We start from the raw sequence: 19749 nt of genomic DNA on the forward strand, positions 1-19749 counted from the left end.
TTACCGCCGGCAGATGGAGAAACCGGGATGGGACTGAAAAAGCTCGCCGAAAAGATCGCCGACTACAATGAGCGCTTTGAACAAGGCAAAGCGAGCAAGATCAAACCGGAGCATGTCGAAAAGGTTCTGGCCAAGCTTCGGAAGAAGTCTGCCGAACTCCAGGTCGACATCGCGTCCGCGACCACTTCGGAAAAGAAGGCGCGCCTCGAGAAGAAACTGGGCGTCGCGACCGCACAGATCGAACGCGCCGAATGGCTGCTGAAGGAAATCACCTAAGGAACCGCCCGGTGTCGCGAGGGTCGAAATGACCCCGGAACGCGCCGTTCGACCCAGGGCTGCAGACCGGTGCTGACCTGCGCGTCGCGGAACACACGGTCGCAGGGCAAGGCTTGCGTGACGATCAAGTCGCGGTCCGGCCGCTGCCAGATCCGAGCCCTAGGCTGCGGCGAGCGCGTCGATCTCGTCCCCTGACAGCCCGCCGGTATTGCAGTGGTCCTCGAAAACGAGCGACATGCGCTCATTCCCCACCAGCGCCCCGGGCAGCGCCCAGTTGGCGCCAAAGGCCGACTGAACCTGCGTCTTGCGCCCCTGATCGGCACCGATCCCGCGGCGCAAAGCGGCAGACCCGCCGCCATCCTCCAACGCCTCGGCAGCGAGCGGCCTGCGCCGCTGCGCCATCGCTTCGAAGTGGCGCACCAGGCTGTCACCCACCGTCTCGCTCAAATCAAAGCCGAGCCCCGGGTCGCCGTCCGGCACCAGTGCATTGGCGGTCAGCGGCAGCTTGCCCCCGACGTTGGGCGTGACCTTGATATCGGCCGCGTCCGATGCATTGCTGCGGTCGCGTTGCAGGCCCAGGTTGTCGGCGCCCGCCCGGATGGAGCGCGCGCTTGCCTTGATCCGGGGGCGGATGCCCGCCTGCACCGGCGTACTGCCGAAGGTGGTGGCGCCGGTGAGCGCAAAGACCCCCAGACGCTCGCGCCCGCCGATCAACGGGCGTTGGCGCCTCGCCCGCGGCAGCGGCCTCCGGCACGGGCGCGTCGGGCACGGTGGGGCAGCTCGGCGACATCCCGTGCAGGATCCGTGGGCCCCGCCTCTGCCGGTGCGGCCGGTGCAGGTGTCGGATCGACAGGCAGCAGCGGAACGGCGGGGCAAGGGGCGGTGCGGGGCACAGGACTGGCTTCTTGCCGGAAAGGATCACGAGGCCTGGAAATTGGGCAACCATTCCTTGCTGAACCAACTTGCGGGGATCTCTTTTGCGCGGAAGTTGCTCATGGTCATGGTCGTGACGCTGTTGGGGTTGAACCCATCCGCAATCACCACCTCGGTAGGCCGCAGCGCGCCCATCTCGTTGCGCAGCTTGCGGTACCAGGCGACCTTGATCAGCTTGCCGCTCTTGGTGAAATACTTGCCCTTCACCGGCTGGCTGTTGGCCGCGTCCACCCAGAACTCGATGCTGTTATACGGTGCGGAGGAACGCGTCTGCGTCAACGTCAGCTTGTGGCAATTGCGGTTTTTCCGGTCGCCATCGACGACGGCCTCCGTGCCCGCGAGCGTCGCACTGTAATCCCCCACCAGGTTGGAGCTGACCACATCGCCGTTGGACGCATTGCCCAAAAGGCGTTGACGCGGCGAGATGCGCACCGACGCGCGCGAGGCCGGATCGTATAGCCACAGGCTGTTGTCGTTGCGCAGCATGATCTTGCCGCGATCCCGCGCGGGGCTTTCCATGTGCACCAGAGTCTGAAACTGGCTGACCTGAGGGCGGGCGTAGACCGTGACGATGGTCGTCTCCTTGACCTTGCCACGGTCGTAATCGACCAGTTTCACGTCGACGGCAAAGGTGGTCTGCGGATTTCGGATGCGGTCCGCTTCGGACAGGATCGCCGTGGCATTGGCGGCCAGCGCCGGCAGGGCGCCGAACCCGAGCCCCGCAGTGGCGACAGATCCGAAGAGCAGGGTGTTGAAAACGCGGCGGTCGATGGACATGGCAAGGTTCCTTTCAGCAGGATTGGAGAGGGCAGCGCGACTCAGGCGCGCTGCAGGCTTTCGACGATGTTGAACCGGGCCGCCCGGAAGGTCGGCGTGAGGGCGGCCAAGAAGGCCAGCACCACAAGCATGACGAAGACACCGATGGCAAAGAGCGGATTATCCAGCACCATCAGCTGCACCGTGAGCGGTGTCGCATTCGAGGGTGGCGTCCACTGCACGCCCGCGCTGTTGACGAGGTTGGCGATGATCAGCGCCGAGACCAGCGCCAGCACCGCCCCGATGAGCCCGATCAACACGCTCTCGGTCAGAAACAGCGCCCGGACGAAGCTTTTGCGGAAGCCGAGCGCGCGGATCGTGCCGATCTCCTTCACCCGCTCCATCACGGTCATGGAGATCGTGTTGACGATGGTAAAGACGATGACGATCGACAGCACCAGCGACACCACGATGAACATAAAGGTAAACATGCCGAAGATGCGGTTGAATGTCGGGTCCACCTCGGTGAAGTGATAGACGCTGAGGTCAAGACCTTCTGCGGCGAGCACCTCTGCGACACGGGTCTTTACTGCCTCGACATTGCCCGGGTTGGCGACCTGCAGCATCAGAGCCGTCGCCTCCTGGCTGTCGCCGTAGAGCAGCGCGCGCGCCTCGTCGAAGTTCATCATGACAAAGGCGTTGTCGATGGCGCTGACCGATTGGGTCTGCGCCGCCGTCACCGACACCCGCGCGATGTTGGGCACGCCGGCGGAGGTCGCCGCCATCACGTTGAGTTGCGGCAACTGGGCACCGGGATCGCTGGTGGCAAGCTCGGACTCCCCGGCGACAAGAGAGGAGAAGTCCTGCTCTTCCACCGCGCGGTCGGCGGCACTCACCGGCGGGTCCTGGCAATCGGGGACCGACAGCGCACCGCACAGGCCCATCATCCGCGCCATACCGACGCCCACGACGATGTCTTCCGAACTGCGCCCGGCCAGGCCGGTTTCCGGTGTGGTCTGGTTGATCTGCCAGCCGTCCCAGCGGCGCATCGCGTCGATTTCCGCCGGCACGATGCCGGTGCCGATGAAGGTCTTGGAATTGCCGGTCTCGGCATTGCCCGCGACCCCCACGAGATCGATGCGCGGGGTGATCGTCGTCAGTTCCTCGGCCAGCACCGGATCGGCGGCAAGCGCTGCAACCACCTGGTCCCAGTCCTTGATCGTATAGGCATCGGGATCGGCCGCGCCGAATTCGAGATAACCGTTGCGGTAGATCTGCAGGTTCCCCTGTTCTTGAATCATCGAGGTCTGCACCCCGAACCAGATCGAGGTGACGAAGCCGCCGAAAAGCAGCGCCGCCAGACCGCCGATGCCGATGGCAAGGGCCGTTGTCAGCGAGCGGCGGCTGTTCTTGAGAATATTGCGAAGGGCGATTTTCCAGATCATTGCGCTTGCTCCTGACGGGTCTTGCCGTCGATGATGTTGATCACGGTGCTGGTGGGAGAGATCAGGTCGGTATCGTGGGTGCAGATGAGCACGCTGGTCGCGTGTTCGCGCTGCATGCGTTCCATCAGCGCCACGATGTCGCGTGAGGTCTTGCTGTCGAGGTTGGCGGTTGGCTCATCGGCGATGAGCAGCGTCGGCCGGCTCACAAGCGCTCGGGCGATAGCCACGCGCTGGCGTTGACCGCCGGAGATTTCGCCTGGGCGGCGGTCCACCATGTCGCCCAGGCCCACCGCCTCGAGATATTCCATGCTCCGCTCGCGCCGGGCGGCAGCACTCATCTTTTGATTGAGCAGCGGGAACTCCACGTTCTCGCGCACGCTCAGCACCGGAATGAGGTTAAAGCTCTGAAAGACAAAGCCGATGTGGCGCGACCGGAAATCCGCAGCCGCCCGGTCGGAAAGCTGCGTGACGTCCTCGCCCAGAAAATCGACCGTGCCACTGGTGGCCCGGTCAAGCAGGCCGAGGATGTTCAGAAGTGTGGATTTTCCGCTCCCCGATGGCCCGGTGATAAAGGTGCTTCGGGCCCGCGCGATGCTGCCGCTGACCCCTTGCAGGGCGGGCACTTCCACATGATCCATCTTGTAGTTGCGGCTGATGTTCTCAAAGCGCACGACCGGATCCGGAGCAAGCAGCGCGGTGCTGCCTTCCTCGAACGCTTGTGGCGTATAGGCGGTGTTCACAGTCCCATCCTTGCGTATCAGGTTGATCTGACACCAGTTTAGGGGCCGGACCCCTCTCAGCTCAAACAACAAAGGATGGAGTTTCGACACACAAATCGCAGGCAGATTTTGGCGAAGTGTTGAAATATGATACGGCGGTGACAGAGCGTGTCGCGCCTGTTCGACAGACCTGCACCGAACGCCGGCGCGTGCGGCGGCAGAGCGGATCAGCACGCGAGACCGGTCAGGCGGTGATCGAAACCGGCGCGTCTTGCACACCCCCGACAGCGGCCAGGCAACGCATTGCCAGCGCGGATCGTGTTCCAGCATGTCCAGGGGCCGTGATATTCCGCCTAAACCGCCGGCACCTCGGCCACCGCGATCCGCGTGCGGTCCTGCGCCTCGCGTGTGTGGTCGGGATCTTTCGCCGACAGCGCGTCTTTCTCAACACGATCGGGTCTCTGGCCCATGATCTGCGGATCCCGCTCGTTTGCGCCGGAACCGATCTCGCGCGCCTGGTGCTGCTGACCGGCGCGCAGCTGGCGGAACAGTTCGAGGCGTTCTGCCTTGCGCCCGGGCAAGACGACGCCGCTCTTGCAGGCCTTCTGTAGAGTTTCGAGCGCATCCCAACCTCGGATGGCCCGCATACCCCAGCGGGGCAGGCCAGGATGCTGCCCCGGGAAAACCCCGGGACAGCATCGCGCGCGTCAGGCGAAGAGGAAGTCGTCTGCGCCCAGATCGTGGGAGCTCGTCACCGGATCGTCGAAGAAGACAACCGCGCGCTCGCCGTTCTGTCCGACCAGCACCGCACGGTCGTCACGGTGGATGATCGAGATGTCGGACAGCGCCGTCGCCCCCCATTCCGACACGTCCAGCAGATCCACGCCGTCCTGGAAGTCGAGCACCCGGTCAATCGCATCTTTGCCAAGCACGAACTGATCCGCGCCGCCATTGCCAAGGTACCTGTCGATCCCTTCCTTGCCGACGAAGCGCTCGTTGTCGCTCGTCCCGGTCAGCCGGTCGCGGTCCGAAGTACCCTCGATGGTGACCAGACCCGGTGCAGCGATACCGTCGTCAAAGATGAAATCGCTCGCGTCCAGATCGGTGAAATCGACGCCCTCGTCGGCAAACTTGATATTCGCCCGCTCACCGTTCTGACCCTTGATGATCGCGCGGCCGTTCTTGTCGACGATCTCCACATCCTGGAGCGAGGTGACCCCCCATGCGGAGATGTCGAGCTTGTCGACCCCGTCTTCGAAATCGCGCACCCGGTCCGTCGCATCGTTGCCGAGCACGAATTCGTCCTGACCGCCGCGGCCCAGATAGATGTCGCGCCCAGCACCGCCCTCGAAACGGTCTGCTTCTTCGGTACCGATCAACCGGTCGCGCGCATCTGTGCCCTTGATCACGTTGATGCTGGGCCCGCCGTCGAGCTCATAGGCGCCGGCGTCAGGCGCATCGTCGCGCTCCACGCCGCGCTGGTCGGTATCGGGTGTGGTCGCGGGATCCGACTGGCCGATGGCCGGATTGTTCGGGTCGTCCTTGAGCGCCACGGTCTTGGTCGGCCCGCCGTTGTCCTTCAGCACGCCGGCAAAGACACCGGTGTTGTTGATCTCGTAGGTCTCGGCGAAGACGTCGCGCGCATCCACGCCCGTGATGTCGCCATTGAGGTCGCGCACATCGGTCTGCTGGAACACGTTCTTGCCGTTCAGCGCATTGTTGGTGAAGAGGAACACATCCGTGCCGCTGCCGAACTGCGGAAACTCGTTGAAGCCCACGGCGTTGCCGACAAAGAGGTTGTTCTCCAGCGTCGTGAGGCCGATGCCGTAGACCGCGATGCCGCCGCCGCCACCGTCGGCCACGTAGTTGCCGGTGAAAGTGGAGTTGGTGATGGTCAAATTGGCTGCCCGCCCGGGGATGGTGCCGCCATTCGCGATGCCCGCACCAAAGGAGCTTTTGCCCAGGATCTGGTTGCCGGCGATGGTCGTATTGTCGATGTTGAGGTTGATCGACACCGACGCGATGCCGCCGCCATCCGCATCGGCGCCGGTGGTGATGTTGTTGGTGATGGCACTGTCGCTGATGGTGAAGTTGCCGAACTCGATGGCGATGCCGGCGCCGTCCGCGTTCACCCCGTGCGCGATGTTATTGTCGATCGTGCTGCGCTCGACCACGGTGTCGGACCGCAGCACGAGCATACCCGCACCCACGCCGAAATAGCCGAAGGTGGTGTTGTCGCTGATCGAGCTGTCGCCGATGTAGAGCGTGCCTTCGTTGACCGCGATGCCGCCGCCATAGCCGTAATCGCCGGAAGCCACGTTATTCACGATCTTGCTGCCGGTAATCACCACGTCCGAGTGAATGGTGTGCAGCCCGCCGCCCTGGGCGAAGGGCGTGTTGGCCGTGGAGCCCGAGGCGCTGTCGCCAATGGTGCGGTTGTCGGTGATGATCGAGTTGGTGATCGTCAGCTCCGCCCAATCCGCGTTGATGCCGCCGCCGTTCTCGGTCGTGGTCTCGGTCTGCCCGCCGGTGATGATCAGACCTTCGAGTGTCACGTCGGTCTTGTCGCCGGGCTTTCCGGTGATTTCCAGCACGCGGCTTTGGCCGTCCGCGTCGATGGTGATATCGGCCATACCGTCGTCATCGAGGTCTCCGTCGATCACCAGATCCGCCGCTTCATGGCCGATTTCAAGCTGCCCGGTCGCCAGCGCAAGTGTCTGGCCCGAGAGGCTTTCATCAAAGGTGATGGTCACGGCGCCTTCACCCTTGGCCAGTGCCAACGCCTCGCGAAGCGAGGTCACACCGTCGGTATCCGAAACGATGTCGAGCGCGGTATCGACCACGATCGTCTGTGTAGCTGTACTCATCTTTCTCTTCCTCGCTTGAACGGCGCCGCAGCTCCGGCCGCCTGGCCGCGCGCGACTTACCGTGTCTTTTGCAATTGGCGGAACGCCGATCCGGTGAATCAGCGCCGATGATCGCCGGAGCCTGTCCGGTACCGCCAAATAACCAGCGGGGCGCGCGGTTTTGGGTCGAATAATCTGACCTTGGAAGGGGATTTTTGATGGATTATCCGCTTGCGTGGACGGCCTTGCGCTGCCCGTCCATAGAGTTGACCGCGGGTGAAGAAATGTGACGACAGATCACCCTTTTTGGAAATTCATCACAGGCGCGGCTTTGGTCTTGGGCATCGTGGCCGCGCCGTGCGAGGGTCTCGCCGCAAGGGGGCCCGCGCGCCTCATGGACACGGGAGAACGACATGGACGCGAAGCTGCATTTCATTTCCGGGCTGCCAAGATCCGGCTCGACCCTGCTGGCCGGTATCCTGCGCCAGAACCCTCGGTTTCACGCGGCGATGACCGGCCCCGTCGGCGCACTTTTCGGCTCGATGTACAACACCATGGGCGCCACGAACGAGACGGCCGTGTTTCTCGACGAAGAGATGCGCAAAGCGCTGCTGACAGGCCTCTTTTCCACCTATTACGCCCGGCAGACCGATTGCGAGGTGATCTTTGACACCAACCGGGTCTGGTGTTCGCGCGTACCCAGCATCAGCGCGCTTTTCCCGCGATCAAAGGTGATCTGTTGCGTGCGCGACGTGGGCTGGATCATGGACAGCATCGAATGCCTGGTGCGCAAGAACGCCTTTGAGCCGTCCAAGCTCTTTGCCACGACCGAGGAACGCGCGACGGTCTTCAGCCGGGTGGAGGCGCTCGCGCATCGCGACCGGCTGGTGGGCTTTTCGTGGTCGGCCCTCAAGGAGGCGTATTACGGGCCGCAGTCGGATCGGCTCTTGCTGGTGGAATACGACATCCTGTGTCAGCGGCCCGAAGAGGTGCTGCGCCTGATCTACGAGTTCATCGAGGAGCCCTATTTCGAGCACGACTTCGACAATGTGGAATACTCCGAGGAGAATTTCGACGCGCAACTGGCGACCCGCGGGCTCCATGATGTGCGGCGCAAGGTCGAGCATCGGCCCCGCGCCACGATCCTGCCGCCGGATCTGTTCGCGCGCTACGACAACCACGGATTCTGGCGCGACCCGAAAGGGTCTTCGGCCTACCGCATCGTGTCGAAACCGCCGGCGGCGGCAGCGGCCTAACGTTCGTACTCAATCGGCAGGTTCCCCACGCGTCGTTGTCGTGAATCGCTTCCGTCAGAAACAGGCGGGAAATCGCGATGGCAAAGACGCTTTTTTTGGCTCAATGACGAGGGATCGGCATCGGTCCAGCCTCACTGGCCGACAGGGCGGTGCGGTGCGCGACGGGTCGATGACCGACGGGTCATCTCGGGTATCCTTCACTTGCCGGCAAAACTGTCATTCGTTGCGATTGCGCCAAGGTCGGCTTTAGCGAAGAATGCGAATATCACTGATTTCAGACTGAAAGTGGCTGATCAGAACGTCCGATTTGTCGTACCAGCGATATTCCAGCCGTGTCGGCACCATGAAGCCCCCGATCTCGCGGTATTCCGATTTCAGGCCAACCTCGCGCTGCATCGCCTCATTTCCTTCCATCAAGAGCCTGTCGCCGTTCATAGAGACGATTTCCCCGTCAGAACCAAAACCGACAAGGTAGGCCCCTTCAAGATCATCATGGGTTATTCGCAAATAGGCCGATGTTTCGTCATTGGCTTGCCATGCAACGAAGTCGTTCGGAAGAAGCGCCCACGGCATAAGCGGCGCTTGCCCATAGTACCGCAACACAAGGTAGCTGTAGAGGGAATTGATCTGCTCCGGGGATTGGTAATCGGTGTGCATGACTTTCATCCACCCAAGCAGTTTGGCGCGCATGTCATGATCATCCACGAAAAACGCATCGCGACTCTCGATGAGTGGCAGCCCGTATCGCCAGAACCATCCTGTGAAGGCATAAACAGGCTTGTTGGGATGGCTTACCTGTCGTCCATCTGCCCGGAACTTTCCGACCACTGGTAGTTTGAAGTCCCCTCCCTGGTTCCACTCCACACCACGAAGCGAGATAGATTTCCGGCCGTTGAAGGCATAATCAAAGTATCGTCGAACGGGGTCTGGGAGATCGGCATAGGTTTCCGGGCTGAGATCTACCGTGACCGAGGCATCCGCGATGACCTGAGAGCGGATGATACGGGCGTTCTCGCGATGCGCCCGATAAAGGCCCAGACCCGCAAAAAGACCGATGCCAAGGGCGAGACAGGCAAGTACGATCAGAGTGTTGAGAAGCATGGTTCTGTTCCTTCATGGTCATTCAAAGGCAATGCTTGTCGGTCGCGCATCGAAGAACGGGCAGATCTCGCCGCCGGCCATCCCCGAGATGACAAAGGCATGCGGGACAACAACTCCACCAACGTCCCGGTAGTCGCTTCGGGTCACGTGTTCCCCTGACCCATGATCGGTGACTTGAGCCTGGACATTCCTCCGATCATTCGGAGAAGCCACGAGTTGATTTCTGGGGCCACGCAGCGCGCATTTCCAGCCTTTTCTCGGCCATGATCTCGGCTGGCGGGATGTTGCCCGGGCCGGAATGCGGGCGGTGGTGGTCGAGCCTTCACCCATTGAAGCGGCGCGAGTTCCGGAAGACGATTCCACGGCTGGCTGCGGACAACCAGACGATCTATTCGACCCACTCGCCATTCCTTGTCGGCCCGGATGAGCTTGATCTCGTCCGCGTCGTCGAGATGGCAAACAGGCAAACGGGAACCAAAGTCCACACGTCCGTCACCGCGAACGATCCTGCGGCTCCTCTGCCCTTGCGGTAAGCGCCCGGTTACGATCTCGATCAGAGCCTCTTCACGCGGAAAAAGACTCTCGTCCTCGGGGGACTGACAGACCACTGGCTGTTGACGCGGTTGCCGCTCTTTTGCGGGACCCGGGCGATGTGAACCTCAACGACAAGATTGATCTTGTTCCGTAGAACACCGCAGGCAAGGTCGTGTACCTCACGACGAGCCTTCACGCGCAGGGCGTCAAGGTAGCGGCGCTTCTGGTTTCCGACAGCGCAGGCGACCAGGCGGCCATGAATCGCCCCGAGTTTTTCGGAGACCATCAACTTGGTTAAGGATTATGGTTATGACGAAAAGAAAAATGGCAAATCGCTGCGCGCCTGAGGTCCGCGCGCGCGGTCCGGATGGTGTTTGCGCATCAAGGCTCCTATGAGACGCAGGCGGGCGCGATCGCGGCCATTGCACCGAGGATTGGCCGCATTCCCCGGTCTCTGCGTGAAACCGCCGATGACCGAGTGTGAGATGAAGGCGATCAACCCGCCCAGCCCCGCCATGAGCTGCAGCACGCCGACGAGGAAGGTCAGCACCAGGGCCAGCGCGATTTAGGTCTCGCTGCCGGTCACGGCCAATCCGCTCAACGAGGCAAAAAGTACGGCGGAAATCGCCGTGGTCGGCCCCGAAACCATGACGCGCGATGATCCCCAGAGCGCGGCGACGACGGTCACGATGATTGCGGTGGACAGCCCGTATTCCGGTGGCAACCCGGCGATGATACCAAGGGCGACGCCCTGCGGCAGCATGATGGCGGCACCCGTCGACCCGGCAAGCGCGTCGGCTTTCCACGACGCTGGCGACCGGTCGCGCAACCATGGCCTGACAGGCGACAGGCGTTTGAGGACCGTGCGGGTCCGGGCCACGGGTTCAGGAGGCCTTGTCGGTTTTCGTGTCGCAGCCTGCTCCGGTCCCCAGAACCTCGCGCAGCTCGGCTTCGTTGCGATAGCCGATCAGGATACCCACCTTGGCTTCCCCCAGGCTGGGATCGCGTTCGGCAATCCAGGCATCCGACCGGGTGGTGCGTTGCGACGTGCGGCGCGCCCAGGCAAAGAACATCTGTTCCATGCGGGCACATTCCGTCGCATGCGCAGGATCGGCGCCGAGGTCGGTCAATTCGTCCGGGTCGTTCTGCAGGTCGAAGAGCATCGGGCGGAACCCTTCGGCAAAGATATACTTCCAGCGCCCGTCGAACAGCATGGTCAGCTTGGCGTCCTTGACCTCGACACCCAGTCGCCGCCGGACGTCGCGCATGGAATAGTCGTATTCCGATACCGCGACGTCACGCAGGCGGTCGGTCTGCCCGTGCAGCAGCGGCATCAGCGAATGCCCTTCGATGATGTGTGGCACTGCCTCGCCGCCGAAATAGTCGAGGATCGTCGGTACGACGTCGATGGCTTCGACCAGCGCCGAGGATTTCAGCCCGCGGGTGGCATCGGCCTCTGCGCGCGGGTCGACGACGATCAGGGGGATGCGCGCCGAGGCGTCGTGAAACAGTTCCTTCTCTCCCATCCAGTGATCGCCGAGGTAATCGCCGTGATCGGAGGTGAAGACGATCATCGTCTCCTCGGTCAGACCCTGCTCATCAAGGAACGCCATCAACCGGCCCATCTGGTCGTCGATCTGCTTGATCAGGCCCATGTAGGCGGTCAGCACGCGGGTACGGGTGCCATCGTCACAGAAGGCGCGGCTGACGCGTTCCTCCATGAAGGCGCCGTAGACGGGATGGGGGGTGTCGCGCTCGGCCTCGCTGCGCACCGGGTCTAGATGCGTCTCGGGGCCGTACATGTCGTGATAGGGCGCGGGCACGATATAGGGCCAGTGCGGCTTGATATAGCTCAGATGCAGGCACCAGGGCGTGTCGCCGGCTTCTTGGATGAAGTCCATCGCACGCGAGGTGATATAGGGGGTCTCGCTTTCCTCATCGGCGGCGCGGGCGGGTTTGTCCGCGTTGTCCATGAACCAGCCGCTGAGAATGTTGCCGTCCTCGTCCTCGGCGCTGTTGGCCACCGTCTCCCAGGGGTTTTCGTCGGGCCAGCCGCGCTTCTTCATGAACTGGTCATAGGCTGTGTTGCGCGGATAGCGCGGGCCGTCGGGGTGCAAACCGTCCTCGCGCTCGTAAGGCTCAAAGCCGCATTCCGACACGAGCGCGCCGATCTCGCTGTCCGGTGACAGGCCGAGGCGCTTCATCCCCTCGACATCGGCGGTCATGTGGGTCTTGCCGCACAGGGCCGTGCGCACCCCCAGGGGCCGCAGATGGTCGCCCAGCGTCATCTCTCCCACCTTGAGCGGAATGCCGTTCCAGGTGGACCCGTGCGACGCGACGTAGCGCCCGGTGTAGAAGGACATCCGCGACGGGCCGCAGATCGGCGATTGCACGTAGGCCCGGTCGAACAGCACCCCGCGTGCCGCCAAGGCATCGATGTTCGGCGTATGCAGATGCGGATGCCCGGTGCAGGACAGGTAATCCCAACGCAACTGGTCGCACATGATGAATAGAACGTTCTTGGTCATGATCGGGGCCCGCCTGTCCGTCGGACCGGGGCGATGCCGCCCCGGCCATTTGCCTGTTTACCCGCGTGCGATATCGGGGATCGTGACGCCAAGCTCTTCGAGCGCACGCAGCGCGCCCGGGTGCAGCGGCATGTTGAGATCCGCCACCGCGCCTTCCGGCGTAATCGCCTTGAGCCAGGGTGCACTGTCGCGCATCTCGGCCACGCCTTCGAAGAAGGTCTTGGTCATCTCGTAGATCATCGCCTCATCGGCGGTCTCGCTCGTGACGATGCCGACGGTGACGCGCAGGGTGGTGGTGTCCGCTTCGTTGACCTGGTTTTCGCCGTAGACCCCCGCCGGAAGCGTGCCGAGGCCGAAGCCGGGGCGGTTGGCCAACGCCTTGATTGCGTCGGTGTCCAGCTGGTCGGCGGGAATGCCGAGAAAGCGGATCGGGTTGGTTACCGCGATCTGGGTCAGCACCGGGCTGGGCGCGTTGGTCGGGTTGCAGTAGATATCGAGGTTGCCGTCCTGGAACGACGCGGCGGCAGCGTCCCATCCCAGTTTCACCGCTTCATAGTCGGTGCCCGCCTTCAGGCCGGTGACCGCCTCGAACAGGCGTTCCATGGTCGCATAGGCCGCACCGCCCGGCGGTCCAAGAAAGACCCGCTTGCCCTTGGCCTGATCCAGCGAGGTGATGCCCGACGAGTCGTAGACCGCGATGTGATAGACACCCATCGGGAAGTTCAGCACGGTACGCAGCTTCTTGGACAGTTCCGGCGCCTCGTCCATCTTCTCGAACATGGCACGCTGGTTCGCCATCAGCGCATGCAGCGCCGGCGAGGACATGCAGAAAGCGGTCTTGCCCATCGCCACTTCCAACACGTGACGGGTGGCGGCGCCGGTGGCGTTGATCTGGATCTCGTAGTCCGGCAATTCGCGGTTAACGATATTGGCAAATGTGGTCATCACCAGGTTCGGGCTGGTGCCCGGCCCCAGCGTCGACATGCGCAGCAATTCCTTGGCCGAAGCGGCGCGTGGCAGCATGGCCACCGTCGCGGCGGCGGCGGTGCCGGCCAACAGGCTCCGGCGATTCAGGGTGGTGGTCTTCATGATTGGGTTCTCCTCATTGCGATCATGAAACTTGGTTCTTGTCGGTCAGCTCCAGACGGTCGACATACATCAGCCCGATCGCGGCAGCGGCGGCGATCCACGCGACCAGTGGCCCGAAAAAGATCAGCGCAACGGCCAGTCCCAGCCCCACCGGCACCATGTAGGCCTTGCCGCGGCGTGGATAGCAGGCGCGCGAGATCAGGATCGTGGCGAGCAGGACAAAGACGATTGCCTGCGCCGACTCCGCGAGCGGGAACCCGGTCCCCAGCAGCAACGCGGGCTGGTAGATGAAGGCAAAGGGGATTGCGAAGCCCGGCAATGCCAGCCGCGAGGCCTCAAGCGCCGTTGCCATCGGGCTGGAGCCCGCGATGGGTGCCGCCGCAAAGGCCGCCAACGCAACCGGGGGCGTGATCGCCGACAAGACGCCGAAATAGAGCACGAACATGTGCGTGTGGACGATCGGCACGCCGAGTTTCTGCAACGACGGGCCCATGACCAGCACGATGATCAGGTAGGCCGGCACGGTCGGCATTCCCATGCCAAGCAGCAGGCAGGCAATGGCCATCAGGATCAGCGATACGATCAGCTGGTCTTCGGCAAGGCTCGACAGCAGCGAGGCAAAACGCAGCCCCACGCCGGTCAGGTTCAGCACTCCGATGACGATCCCGACGGCGCCAACGATGACCACGAGCTGCGCCGAGATCAGACCGGCTGAGCGGATGAATTTCACCCAGGCGGCCCCGTTGAACAGCAGGTCAGGTCGCACGGCAAAGCCCAGCAGCGCGGCCAACGCGACCCCGACAAATCCGGCATAGGCGGGCGAGGAGCCGCCGACCATGGTCACGACGATCCCCGCGAGCGCGAGGACAAAGATGCCCATCTGCAAAAGCTCGCGCCAGTTGAACGAGATGTCGGGCCGCGGTTCCTCGGCCAAATCCATGTTGCGGGCAGCGCTGGAGATGGCAACGAAGAGACCGCCGTAGTACAGCAATGCGGGCACGGCGGCAGCGGCGCAGATCGTCAGATACGGCACGCTGGTGACATCGGCCATGATGAAGGCCACGGCACCCATGATCGGCGGCGTGATCTGACCGCCGCTCGAGGCCGCGGATTCCACCGCCGCCGCGAACCGGGGCGAGAACCCGCGTTTCTTGATCAGCGGAATGGTGATGACCCCGGTGCCCACGACGTTGGCCACAGCAGAGCCCGAAATCGTGCCGAACAGGCCGCTGGCCACGGTGGCCGCAGCGGCGGGGCCGGACCGCATCCGCCCGGTGGCGGCCAAAGCAAGCCGCACGAGCACGAGGTCGATGGCCAGAAGTTCAAGCAGCGCGCCGAAGACGATGAAGATCAGGATGGTCGAGACGACCGTCGCCATCGGACGCCCGAAGACACCGTCGAAGGAATACCACAGCACGGTCATCAACTCTTCGGTCGAGATCCCGGCATGCCTCAGGAAGCCGGGTGCCAGATGGCCGAAAGCGCCGTAGGCCAGCAGCAGACCGGCGACCACCGCCATCACCAGACCGACCGAGCGACGGGTCAGTTCGATTACCGCGACAAGCCCGAGAAACCCCATCCAGATGTCGGTTGACGTCAGAAAATAGAGCCCGGTCTCGATCTCTTCGGCGGCGCGGAAATACTGATAGACGCTCAGTGACAAGGCAATGGCAACCGCCGCCAGAAGCCCGCGGTCCAGGACCGTGTCTGAGCGGCCAATGGCAGACAGGATGATCAGCAGACCGCCCATGAGCAACATGCCGACCCGCAAGTAGGAATCGGAGAACACTCCGAAGACCGACACGTAGAACACAACCCCGAGGACCACGAGCGACAACCCGGTCACGGCATGATCCAGATAGGCGTTCGTCCTGACTTCCGACACGGTATCCTCCCAGATGCGATGCCCGTCGGTCGGTTCTTGCTTCGCGATTCTTTGCGTGGCGGGCTTGCAGAAGAACCTACTGCACTGCTGATTTTCTGGCGAAGTTGCGTTACACTAGGTGAAACGGAGTGCCGGTGAAACTGAACAGATCCATCGAACGCGGGTTAGCTGTACTAGAGGTCATCCATACCTCCGGTGCCAGTTCGCTCGCGTTTCTCGCAAAGCAAACGGGGCTGTCCAAACCGACGCTTTTGCGGATCTGTGCTACATTGGAACATCGTCGCTGGCTGACCCGCAGAAGCAGTGACGGATGTTTTCAGCTCGGCTCCGCATTCCCGCAGGCCGGGGGCATGCCGGACCTGGTCGACAGGCTTGTTTCCGTCAGCAAGACAGAAATCGTCCGGCTTTCCGAAGAAACCGGACTGGGCGTCGATCTTGCCGCCGCGATCGGCGGGGGCCGGACCGAGATCGTCGATACCACCCGAACGTTCAGGAAGCATGGGGTCTACCCGGATTCGGTCGGGTTTCGGCCCTCGCCGATCCTTTCGGCGCTTGGGGCCGCGTATCTCTCGGGCCTCACGGACGCCGGACGGGCAGAGGCATTGAAAGAACTGGTGAGACGACTGCCGCGGGAAGAAGCCGCGGCGTTGCCGCAACTGCCGAAGATTCTGGAATCAATTCACCAGAACGGCTATGCCGCCCGTGCCTGCGGCCACTGGGGCCGGGCGGTGGATTACGGCGAGCTTCCGGCTGCGATTGCGGTTCCGATCCTGTCTGGCGCGGAGGCGGTTGGCGCAGTCAACCTGGTCTGGAACGCGGGCGATCAAACGGTCGAGGCCGTCGCGAACATCCACCTCGCACGGCTTCAGGCGACCGCGAATACCATCGGGCAGAACTACGTCGACCTTGGCTGACCGCACGGTCCGTCAAGCTGCAGAGCGGCGATGTCTGCCGCAAAGCCGGTGATTGCCGACCCCGCAATGCCTGCCGTGGACGCCTGCGAGGCGACGCCGGTCGCTACGGCCGATCACGCTGCGCGGGCAAAACGGTCCCGACGCAAGGACCGAACCCGATGCGGTAGCCGTCGCCCTGCGCGTGGCCGTGCAAAGCCAGGGTGTCGCCGTCCTCGATGAAGGTGCGGGCTGCACCGCCCTTCAGCGCGATCGGGTCCTTGCCGCCCCATGTCATCTCCAGGAGCGAGCCGAACATGCCCTTTTCTGGGCCCGAGATCGTGCCGGAACCCAGCAGGTCGCCGGTCCGCATCGCGCAGCCCGACGAGGCGTGATGCGCAAGCTGCTGCGCGGCCGAATAGTACAGGGTGTTGTAATTGGTGCGGCAGATTTCGGTGTGGTCCGAGCCGGGCGCCGCCATGGTGACCGACAGGTCGATGTCATAGAGCATCGGCCCGGTATCCTTGATATGCGGCAGCAGCTCCTTTTCCCGGAGCGGCGTGTCACAGCGGAACGGCTCGAGCGCGGCCTTGGTGACCACCCAGGGGCTGATCGTCGTGGCGAAGGCCTTGGCCTGGAACGGTCCCAGCGGCTGATACTCCCAGGCCTGGATGTCGCGAGCCGACCAATCGTTAAGCAACACGTAGCCGAAAATCATGTCGTCGGCCTCGTCGACGCTGACGCGCTTGCCCATCTCCGATGGTGTACCCACGACCGCGCCCATCTCCAGCTCGATATCGAGCCGCCTGCTGGGGCCGAAGCCGGGCACCTCGTCCTGTGGGCCCTTGATCTGCCCCATGGGGCGGTGGAACTCCGTGCCGGACACAACCACGGTCGAGGCGCGTCCGTTATAGCCGATCGGGATGTGCAGCCAGTTGGGCGGCAGGGCATTGGCAGGGTCGCGGAACAGCGAGCCCACATTGAAGGCGTGCTGGCGGCCTGCGTAAAAATCGGTGTATTCCGTCACCGTGAACGGCAGGTGCATCGTGACGGCGTCCATGTCATGCAGCATGCCCCGCATCGCGGCGGTTTCGCGCCCCTCACGCAGCAGGTCGGTCAGCGTCTGCCGAACCTCCTGCCACGCCGCCTTGCCCTTGCTCATGAAAGTATTGAGCGCAGGGGCATCGAAGCCGTAATCGGGCAGCAAACCGGCGGATTGCAGGGCGGCGAGGTCGAGCACGCTGTTGCCGATGGCCACAGCACAACGCGGGGCGTCGCCCTTGGAGAAGACGCCGAACGGCAGATTGTTCAGCGGAAAGGGGCTTTCGGGGTCGTTCGCGGTCTCGACCCAGGATCGGACAAGCTCAGTCATCGGGATATCTTTCGTCAGTTTGCGTGGGGTTGGTTTTCGGGCCGGGCCGCGTCGAAGGCGGCAAGGTCCGGGCTATGCGTTTCGATTTCGGTGAGCCGCGACAAGGCCGACAGGTCGCATCTCCGGCGACGGGTGTTGTAGAGCTGCGGCACGAGGCAATGGTCGGCCAGCCCCGGCGCGACGCCGAAGCAGAAGGGCGTGTCGGGGTCGATCGTTTGGTCGAAGCCCGACAGGCCGCGCAGCATCCAGTCATTCATCCAGGCAGTCGCCTCTTGCTGGCCGTGCCCCAATGCCTTGAGCCATGCAATCACCTGCAAATCGTTCATCGGATGAATATCGGTGGCGATGGTCAAGGCGGCGGCGCGGACCTTGGCACATGCCACGGCCCCCCCGGGCAAAAGCGCCGGCTCGGGATGGGTTTCCTCCAGCCAGTCGAGGATGGCCATCGACCGGGTCAGGACCGTGCCATCGTCCGGCACCAGGGTCGGAACGCCCTGCCCCGGGTTCAGCCTGGCATGCCCCGGCGCCAACGGGTCTTCTTCGACGAGGTTGACCGGAACTGGCTCGTAGGCCAGCCCCTCGAGGTTCAATGCGATCCGCACCCGGCAGGAGGTGGTCGACCGCCGGCAAGCATAGAGCCTCATTTCTTGCCTGGCGTGCCGTCGAACTTCTTCTCGATTTCCTTCCAGCAGTCGATGTAGTCGTCCTGAAGCGGCGCTTCATCGACCGCGATATCGCCGGGAACCTAGGTTTTCGGGATGGAGGGGTCGAGAATGCGTTTCACCAAGTGAAATGCTCAAGGCGCGCGACCAGGGAGTCCCTTGCAGGAAGGCGATTGGAGCGGACTAGGGGAGCGCCAGTTGCCCCTGTGCGTGCCCACAGTGGCCCTAGCCGCCCCGGTGATGGATCAGCGCCTAGGCTGGTCCTGCGCGGCCCTGCCAGCCGTTTCCGAGCGCCTGCACCACATCCTGCATCATGTGCCGGAAAGCCGGTGGGACGTGCCCGCCTGCCTAGCTGTGGGCATCGCTTCGCCCGCGACCACGATCAACGCCGCTCTTGCCGCCGAAGGCTTGTCCGTAGACCTGACCGAAACCGCCTTGCTTGCCGTGCCGCTCTACACCGTCACCGCGTCGGATCGTGCCCGCACCCTTGAAGTTTGCCGCAGCACCTACGCCGTCGCCGCCTGACGACCCTTCCCTTAAGTGCCAAGGGCAACTGCCGTCCCTACGGGGGCGGCTTTTTTCTTGCGGCACGACACTTCGCAATCGTCTAGCTTCAAGGTTGGAAGAAGGCAGGAGAAGAATATGCGGCTAACAGACCCGCGCAACGGCAAGCAGTTAACTATCGACATGGATTTGGCCCAACGATGGGCGAAAGAGTTTTCGGACCATTCACAACAGGAATGCGACCACGAACGCCAAGAACTGCGGCATGGCACGAATAAGGGCGGGCACCCCGTCACACGAATGCAATGCTTGGATTGCGGGCTTCGTGTGGGCAACGCCTTGAAAGCGCCGCCGAACGCCGACGAACTGCCCGGCTTCGATGATGCTATGCACGACGCCTACTTGGCTACTCGGAAAGCGGCTAAGGAAAAGATTGACCTGAAATACGTCGAAATTCAGTTGCGGCGATGGAAGGCCAAGGAAAAGGGCGACAGCTACTACAGCCAAGCCCACAACGCCTATCTTGCGTCGCCGGAATGGCGCGACCGACGCCAACGCGTGATGGAACGCGCGAACGGGCTTTGCGAAGGTTGCAGGCTGGCCCCCGCGAAGGAAGTGCATCACCTAAGCTACGAGCATTGGGGCCATGAATTCCTGTTTGAACTTGTCGCCCTGTGTGATGACTGTCACGACCGCATTCATGCCAAGGGCGACCACGAAGCCTTGGTGGCCGGTTGCAGCGGTTGCCTTCACGCTAGCCGGGGCCATTACTGCCGCCTCTACGACGTGCCCATGGTCACGGCGCTAGAAGCTGACGAACTCTGCACGTTGGACCGCGACGGTTTTGAGCCTGCGAACTGACCCGCAGTCCGTAGCCGGGTGCGACATGCGGTCACGTCTTCGTGAGCGGTTGCAGGTGCTTTCCGGGCCGTTCGGAGCCGCCTGACAATCAA

18 protein-coding genes and 2 pseudogenes are annotated in these 19749 nt (G+C 63.1%); 8 read left to right on the forward strand and 12 right to left on the reverse strand.

Features of this window, described 5'->3' with window-relative positions:
- The first annotated feature begins 27 nt into the window (after nt 1–27).
- Nucleotides 28–276, forward strand: a complete 249-nt coding sequence (locus KUH32_RS02085) for a hypothetical protein (protein ID WP_217776411.1) — start codon at nt 28–30, stop codon at nt 274–276.
- Between the two features lie 159 nt (nt 277–435).
- Here KUH32_RS02085 and KUH32_RS02090 read toward each other — a convergent pair whose 3' ends face one another.
- The 4 genes from KUH32_RS02090 to KUH32_RS02105 form a co-directional block, all read right to left on the reverse strand.
- The gene (locus KUH32_RS02090; RefSeq protein ID WP_217776412.1) at nt 436–990 is read right to left on the reverse strand and encodes a hypothetical protein; all 555 of its coding nucleotides are present in this window, start codon (nt 988–990) and stop codon (nt 436–438) included.
- Nucleotides 991–1194: 204 nt separating this feature from the next.
- On the reverse strand, nt 1195–1986 hold the full coding sequence (locus tag KUH32_RS02095) for an outer membrane lipoprotein-sorting protein (protein WP_217776414.1): 792 nt from the start codon (nt 1984–1986) through the stop codon (nt 1195–1197).
- A gap of 41 nt (nt 1987–2027) precedes the next feature.
- The gene (locus KUH32_RS02100) at nt 2028–3410 is read right to left on the reverse strand and encodes an ABC transporter permease (protein ID WP_217776415.1); all 1383 of its coding nucleotides are present in this window, start codon (nt 3408–3410) and stop codon (nt 2028–2030) included.
- Entirely contained in the window at nt 3407–4150 is a 744-nt protein-coding gene (locus KUH32_RS02105) for an ABC transporter ATP-binding protein (RefSeq protein ID WP_217776416.1), read from the reverse strand. Before KUH32_RS02105 ends, KUH32_RS02100 begins: the two co-directional genes overlap by 4 nt.
- 389 nt (nt 4151–4539) lie before the next feature.
- Between KUH32_RS02105 and KUH32_RS18610 the strand changes: the two genes are divergently transcribed.
- A complete protein-coding gene (locus KUH32_RS18610; protein ID WP_348541070.1) occupies nt 4540–4740 on the forward strand; it encodes a TniB family NTP-binding protein in 201 nt (66 codons plus the stop codon).
- A gap of 96 nt (nt 4741–4836) precedes the next feature.
- On the opposite strand, the gene KUH32_RS02115 is transcribed toward KUH32_RS18610, so the two are convergent.
- On the reverse strand, nt 4837–6972 hold the full coding sequence (locus KUH32_RS02115; protein ID WP_217776417.1) for a choice-of-anchor Q domain-containing protein: 2136 nt from the start codon (nt 6970–6972) through the stop codon (nt 4837–4839).
- Nucleotides 6973–7388: 416 nt separating this feature from the next.
- On the opposite strand from KUH32_RS02115, the gene KUH32_RS02120 reads away from it, so the two are divergent.
- Together KUH32_RS02120 and KUH32_RS18410 are read left to right on the forward strand one after the other, a co-directional pair.
- On the forward strand, nt 7389–8231 hold the full coding sequence (locus KUH32_RS02120; protein ID WP_217776418.1) for a sulfotransferase family protein: 843 nt from the start codon (nt 7389–7391) through the stop codon (nt 8229–8231).
- A 93-nt stretch (nt 8232–8324) separates the two neighbouring features.
- Nucleotides 8325–8435, forward strand: a pseudogene (locus KUH32_RS18410) (IS5/IS1182 family transposase); the annotation flags it as partial.
- A 42-nt stretch (nt 8436–8477) separates the two neighbouring features.
- On the opposite strand, the gene KUH32_RS02125 reads toward KUH32_RS18410, so the two are convergent.
- Complete coding sequence (locus KUH32_RS02125; protein ID WP_217776419.1) at nt 8478–9332, reverse strand: DUF6544 family protein; 855 nt, start codon at nt 9330–9332, stop codon at nt 8478–8480.
- Between the two features lie 843 nt (nt 9333–10175).
- Here KUH32_RS02125 and KUH32_RS02130 point away from each other — a divergent pair.
- Nucleotides 10176–10329 (forward strand): annotated as a pseudogene (locus KUH32_RS02130) (IS3 family transposase); the annotation flags it as partial.
- Nucleotides 10330–10431: 102 nt separating this feature from the next.
- Here KUH32_RS02130 and KUH32_RS18415 read toward each other — a convergent pair.
- Genes KUH32_RS18415 through KUH32_RS02150 form a run of 4 tightly spaced genes read right to left on the reverse strand, consistent with a single transcriptional unit; the run spans nt 10432 to nt 15368 of the window.
- Complete coding sequence (locus KUH32_RS18415; RefSeq protein ID WP_348541071.1) at nt 10432–10746, reverse strand: SulP family inorganic anion transporter; 315 nt, start codon at nt 10744–10746, stop codon at nt 10432–10434.
- A gap of 4 nt (nt 10747–10750) precedes the next feature.
- Nucleotides 10751–12394: an alkaline phosphatase family protein gene (locus KUH32_RS02140; RefSeq protein ID WP_217776421.1), complete on the reverse strand. Its 1644-nt coding sequence runs from the start codon at nt 12392–12394 to the stop codon at nt 10751–10753.
- Between the two features lie 57 nt (nt 12395–12451).
- The gene (locus tag KUH32_RS02145; protein ID WP_217776422.1) at nt 12452–13483 is read right to left on the reverse strand and encodes a TAXI family TRAP transporter solute-binding subunit; all 1032 of its coding nucleotides are present in this window, start codon (nt 13481–13483) and stop codon (nt 12452–12454) included.
- Between the two features lie 22 nt (nt 13484–13505).
- Nucleotides 13506–15368: a TRAP transporter permease gene (locus KUH32_RS02150; protein WP_217776423.1), complete on the reverse strand. Its 1863-nt coding sequence runs from the start codon at nt 15366–15368 to the stop codon at nt 13506–13508.
- A gap of 134 nt (nt 15369–15502) precedes the next feature.
- On the opposite strand from KUH32_RS02150, the gene KUH32_RS02155 reads away from it, so the two are divergent.
- Complete coding sequence (locus KUH32_RS02155; RefSeq protein ID WP_217776424.1) at nt 15503–16282, forward strand: IclR family transcriptional regulator; 780 nt, start codon at nt 15503–15505, stop codon at nt 16280–16282.
- Between the two features lie 103 nt (nt 16283–16385).
- Here the strand turns inward: KUH32_RS02155 and fahA are convergent, their stop codons facing one another.
- Nucleotides 16386–17630, reverse strand: a complete 1245-nt coding sequence (gene fahA / locus KUH32_RS02160) for a fumarylacetoacetase (protein ID WP_217776425.1) — start codon at nt 17628–17630, stop codon at nt 16386–16388.
- Nucleotides 17631–17644: 14 nt separating this feature from the next.
- Entirely contained in the window at nt 17645–18274 is a 630-nt protein-coding gene (gene maiA / locus KUH32_RS02165) for a maleylacetoacetate isomerase (RefSeq protein WP_217776426.1), read from the reverse strand.
- A gap of 258 nt (nt 18275–18532) precedes the next feature.
- Here maiA and KUH32_RS02170 point away from each other — a divergent pair, with 258 nt between their 5' ends.
- Entirely contained in the window at nt 18533–18817 is a 285-nt protein-coding gene (locus KUH32_RS02170; RefSeq protein ID WP_217776428.1) for a hypothetical protein, read from the forward strand.
- 117 nt (nt 18818–18934) lie between these two features.
- Complete coding sequence (locus tag KUH32_RS02175; RefSeq protein ID WP_217776429.1) at nt 18935–19657, forward strand: HNH endonuclease; 723 nt, start codon at nt 18935–18937, stop codon at nt 19655–19657.
- Nucleotides 19658–19749 lie beyond the last annotated feature (92 nt).

Source organism: Thalassococcus arenae (assembly GCF_019104745.1).
In the GTDB taxonomy this organism is placed as follows: domain Bacteria; phylum Pseudomonadota; class Alphaproteobacteria; order Rhodobacterales; family Rhodobacteraceae; genus Thalassococcus_B; species Thalassococcus_B arenae.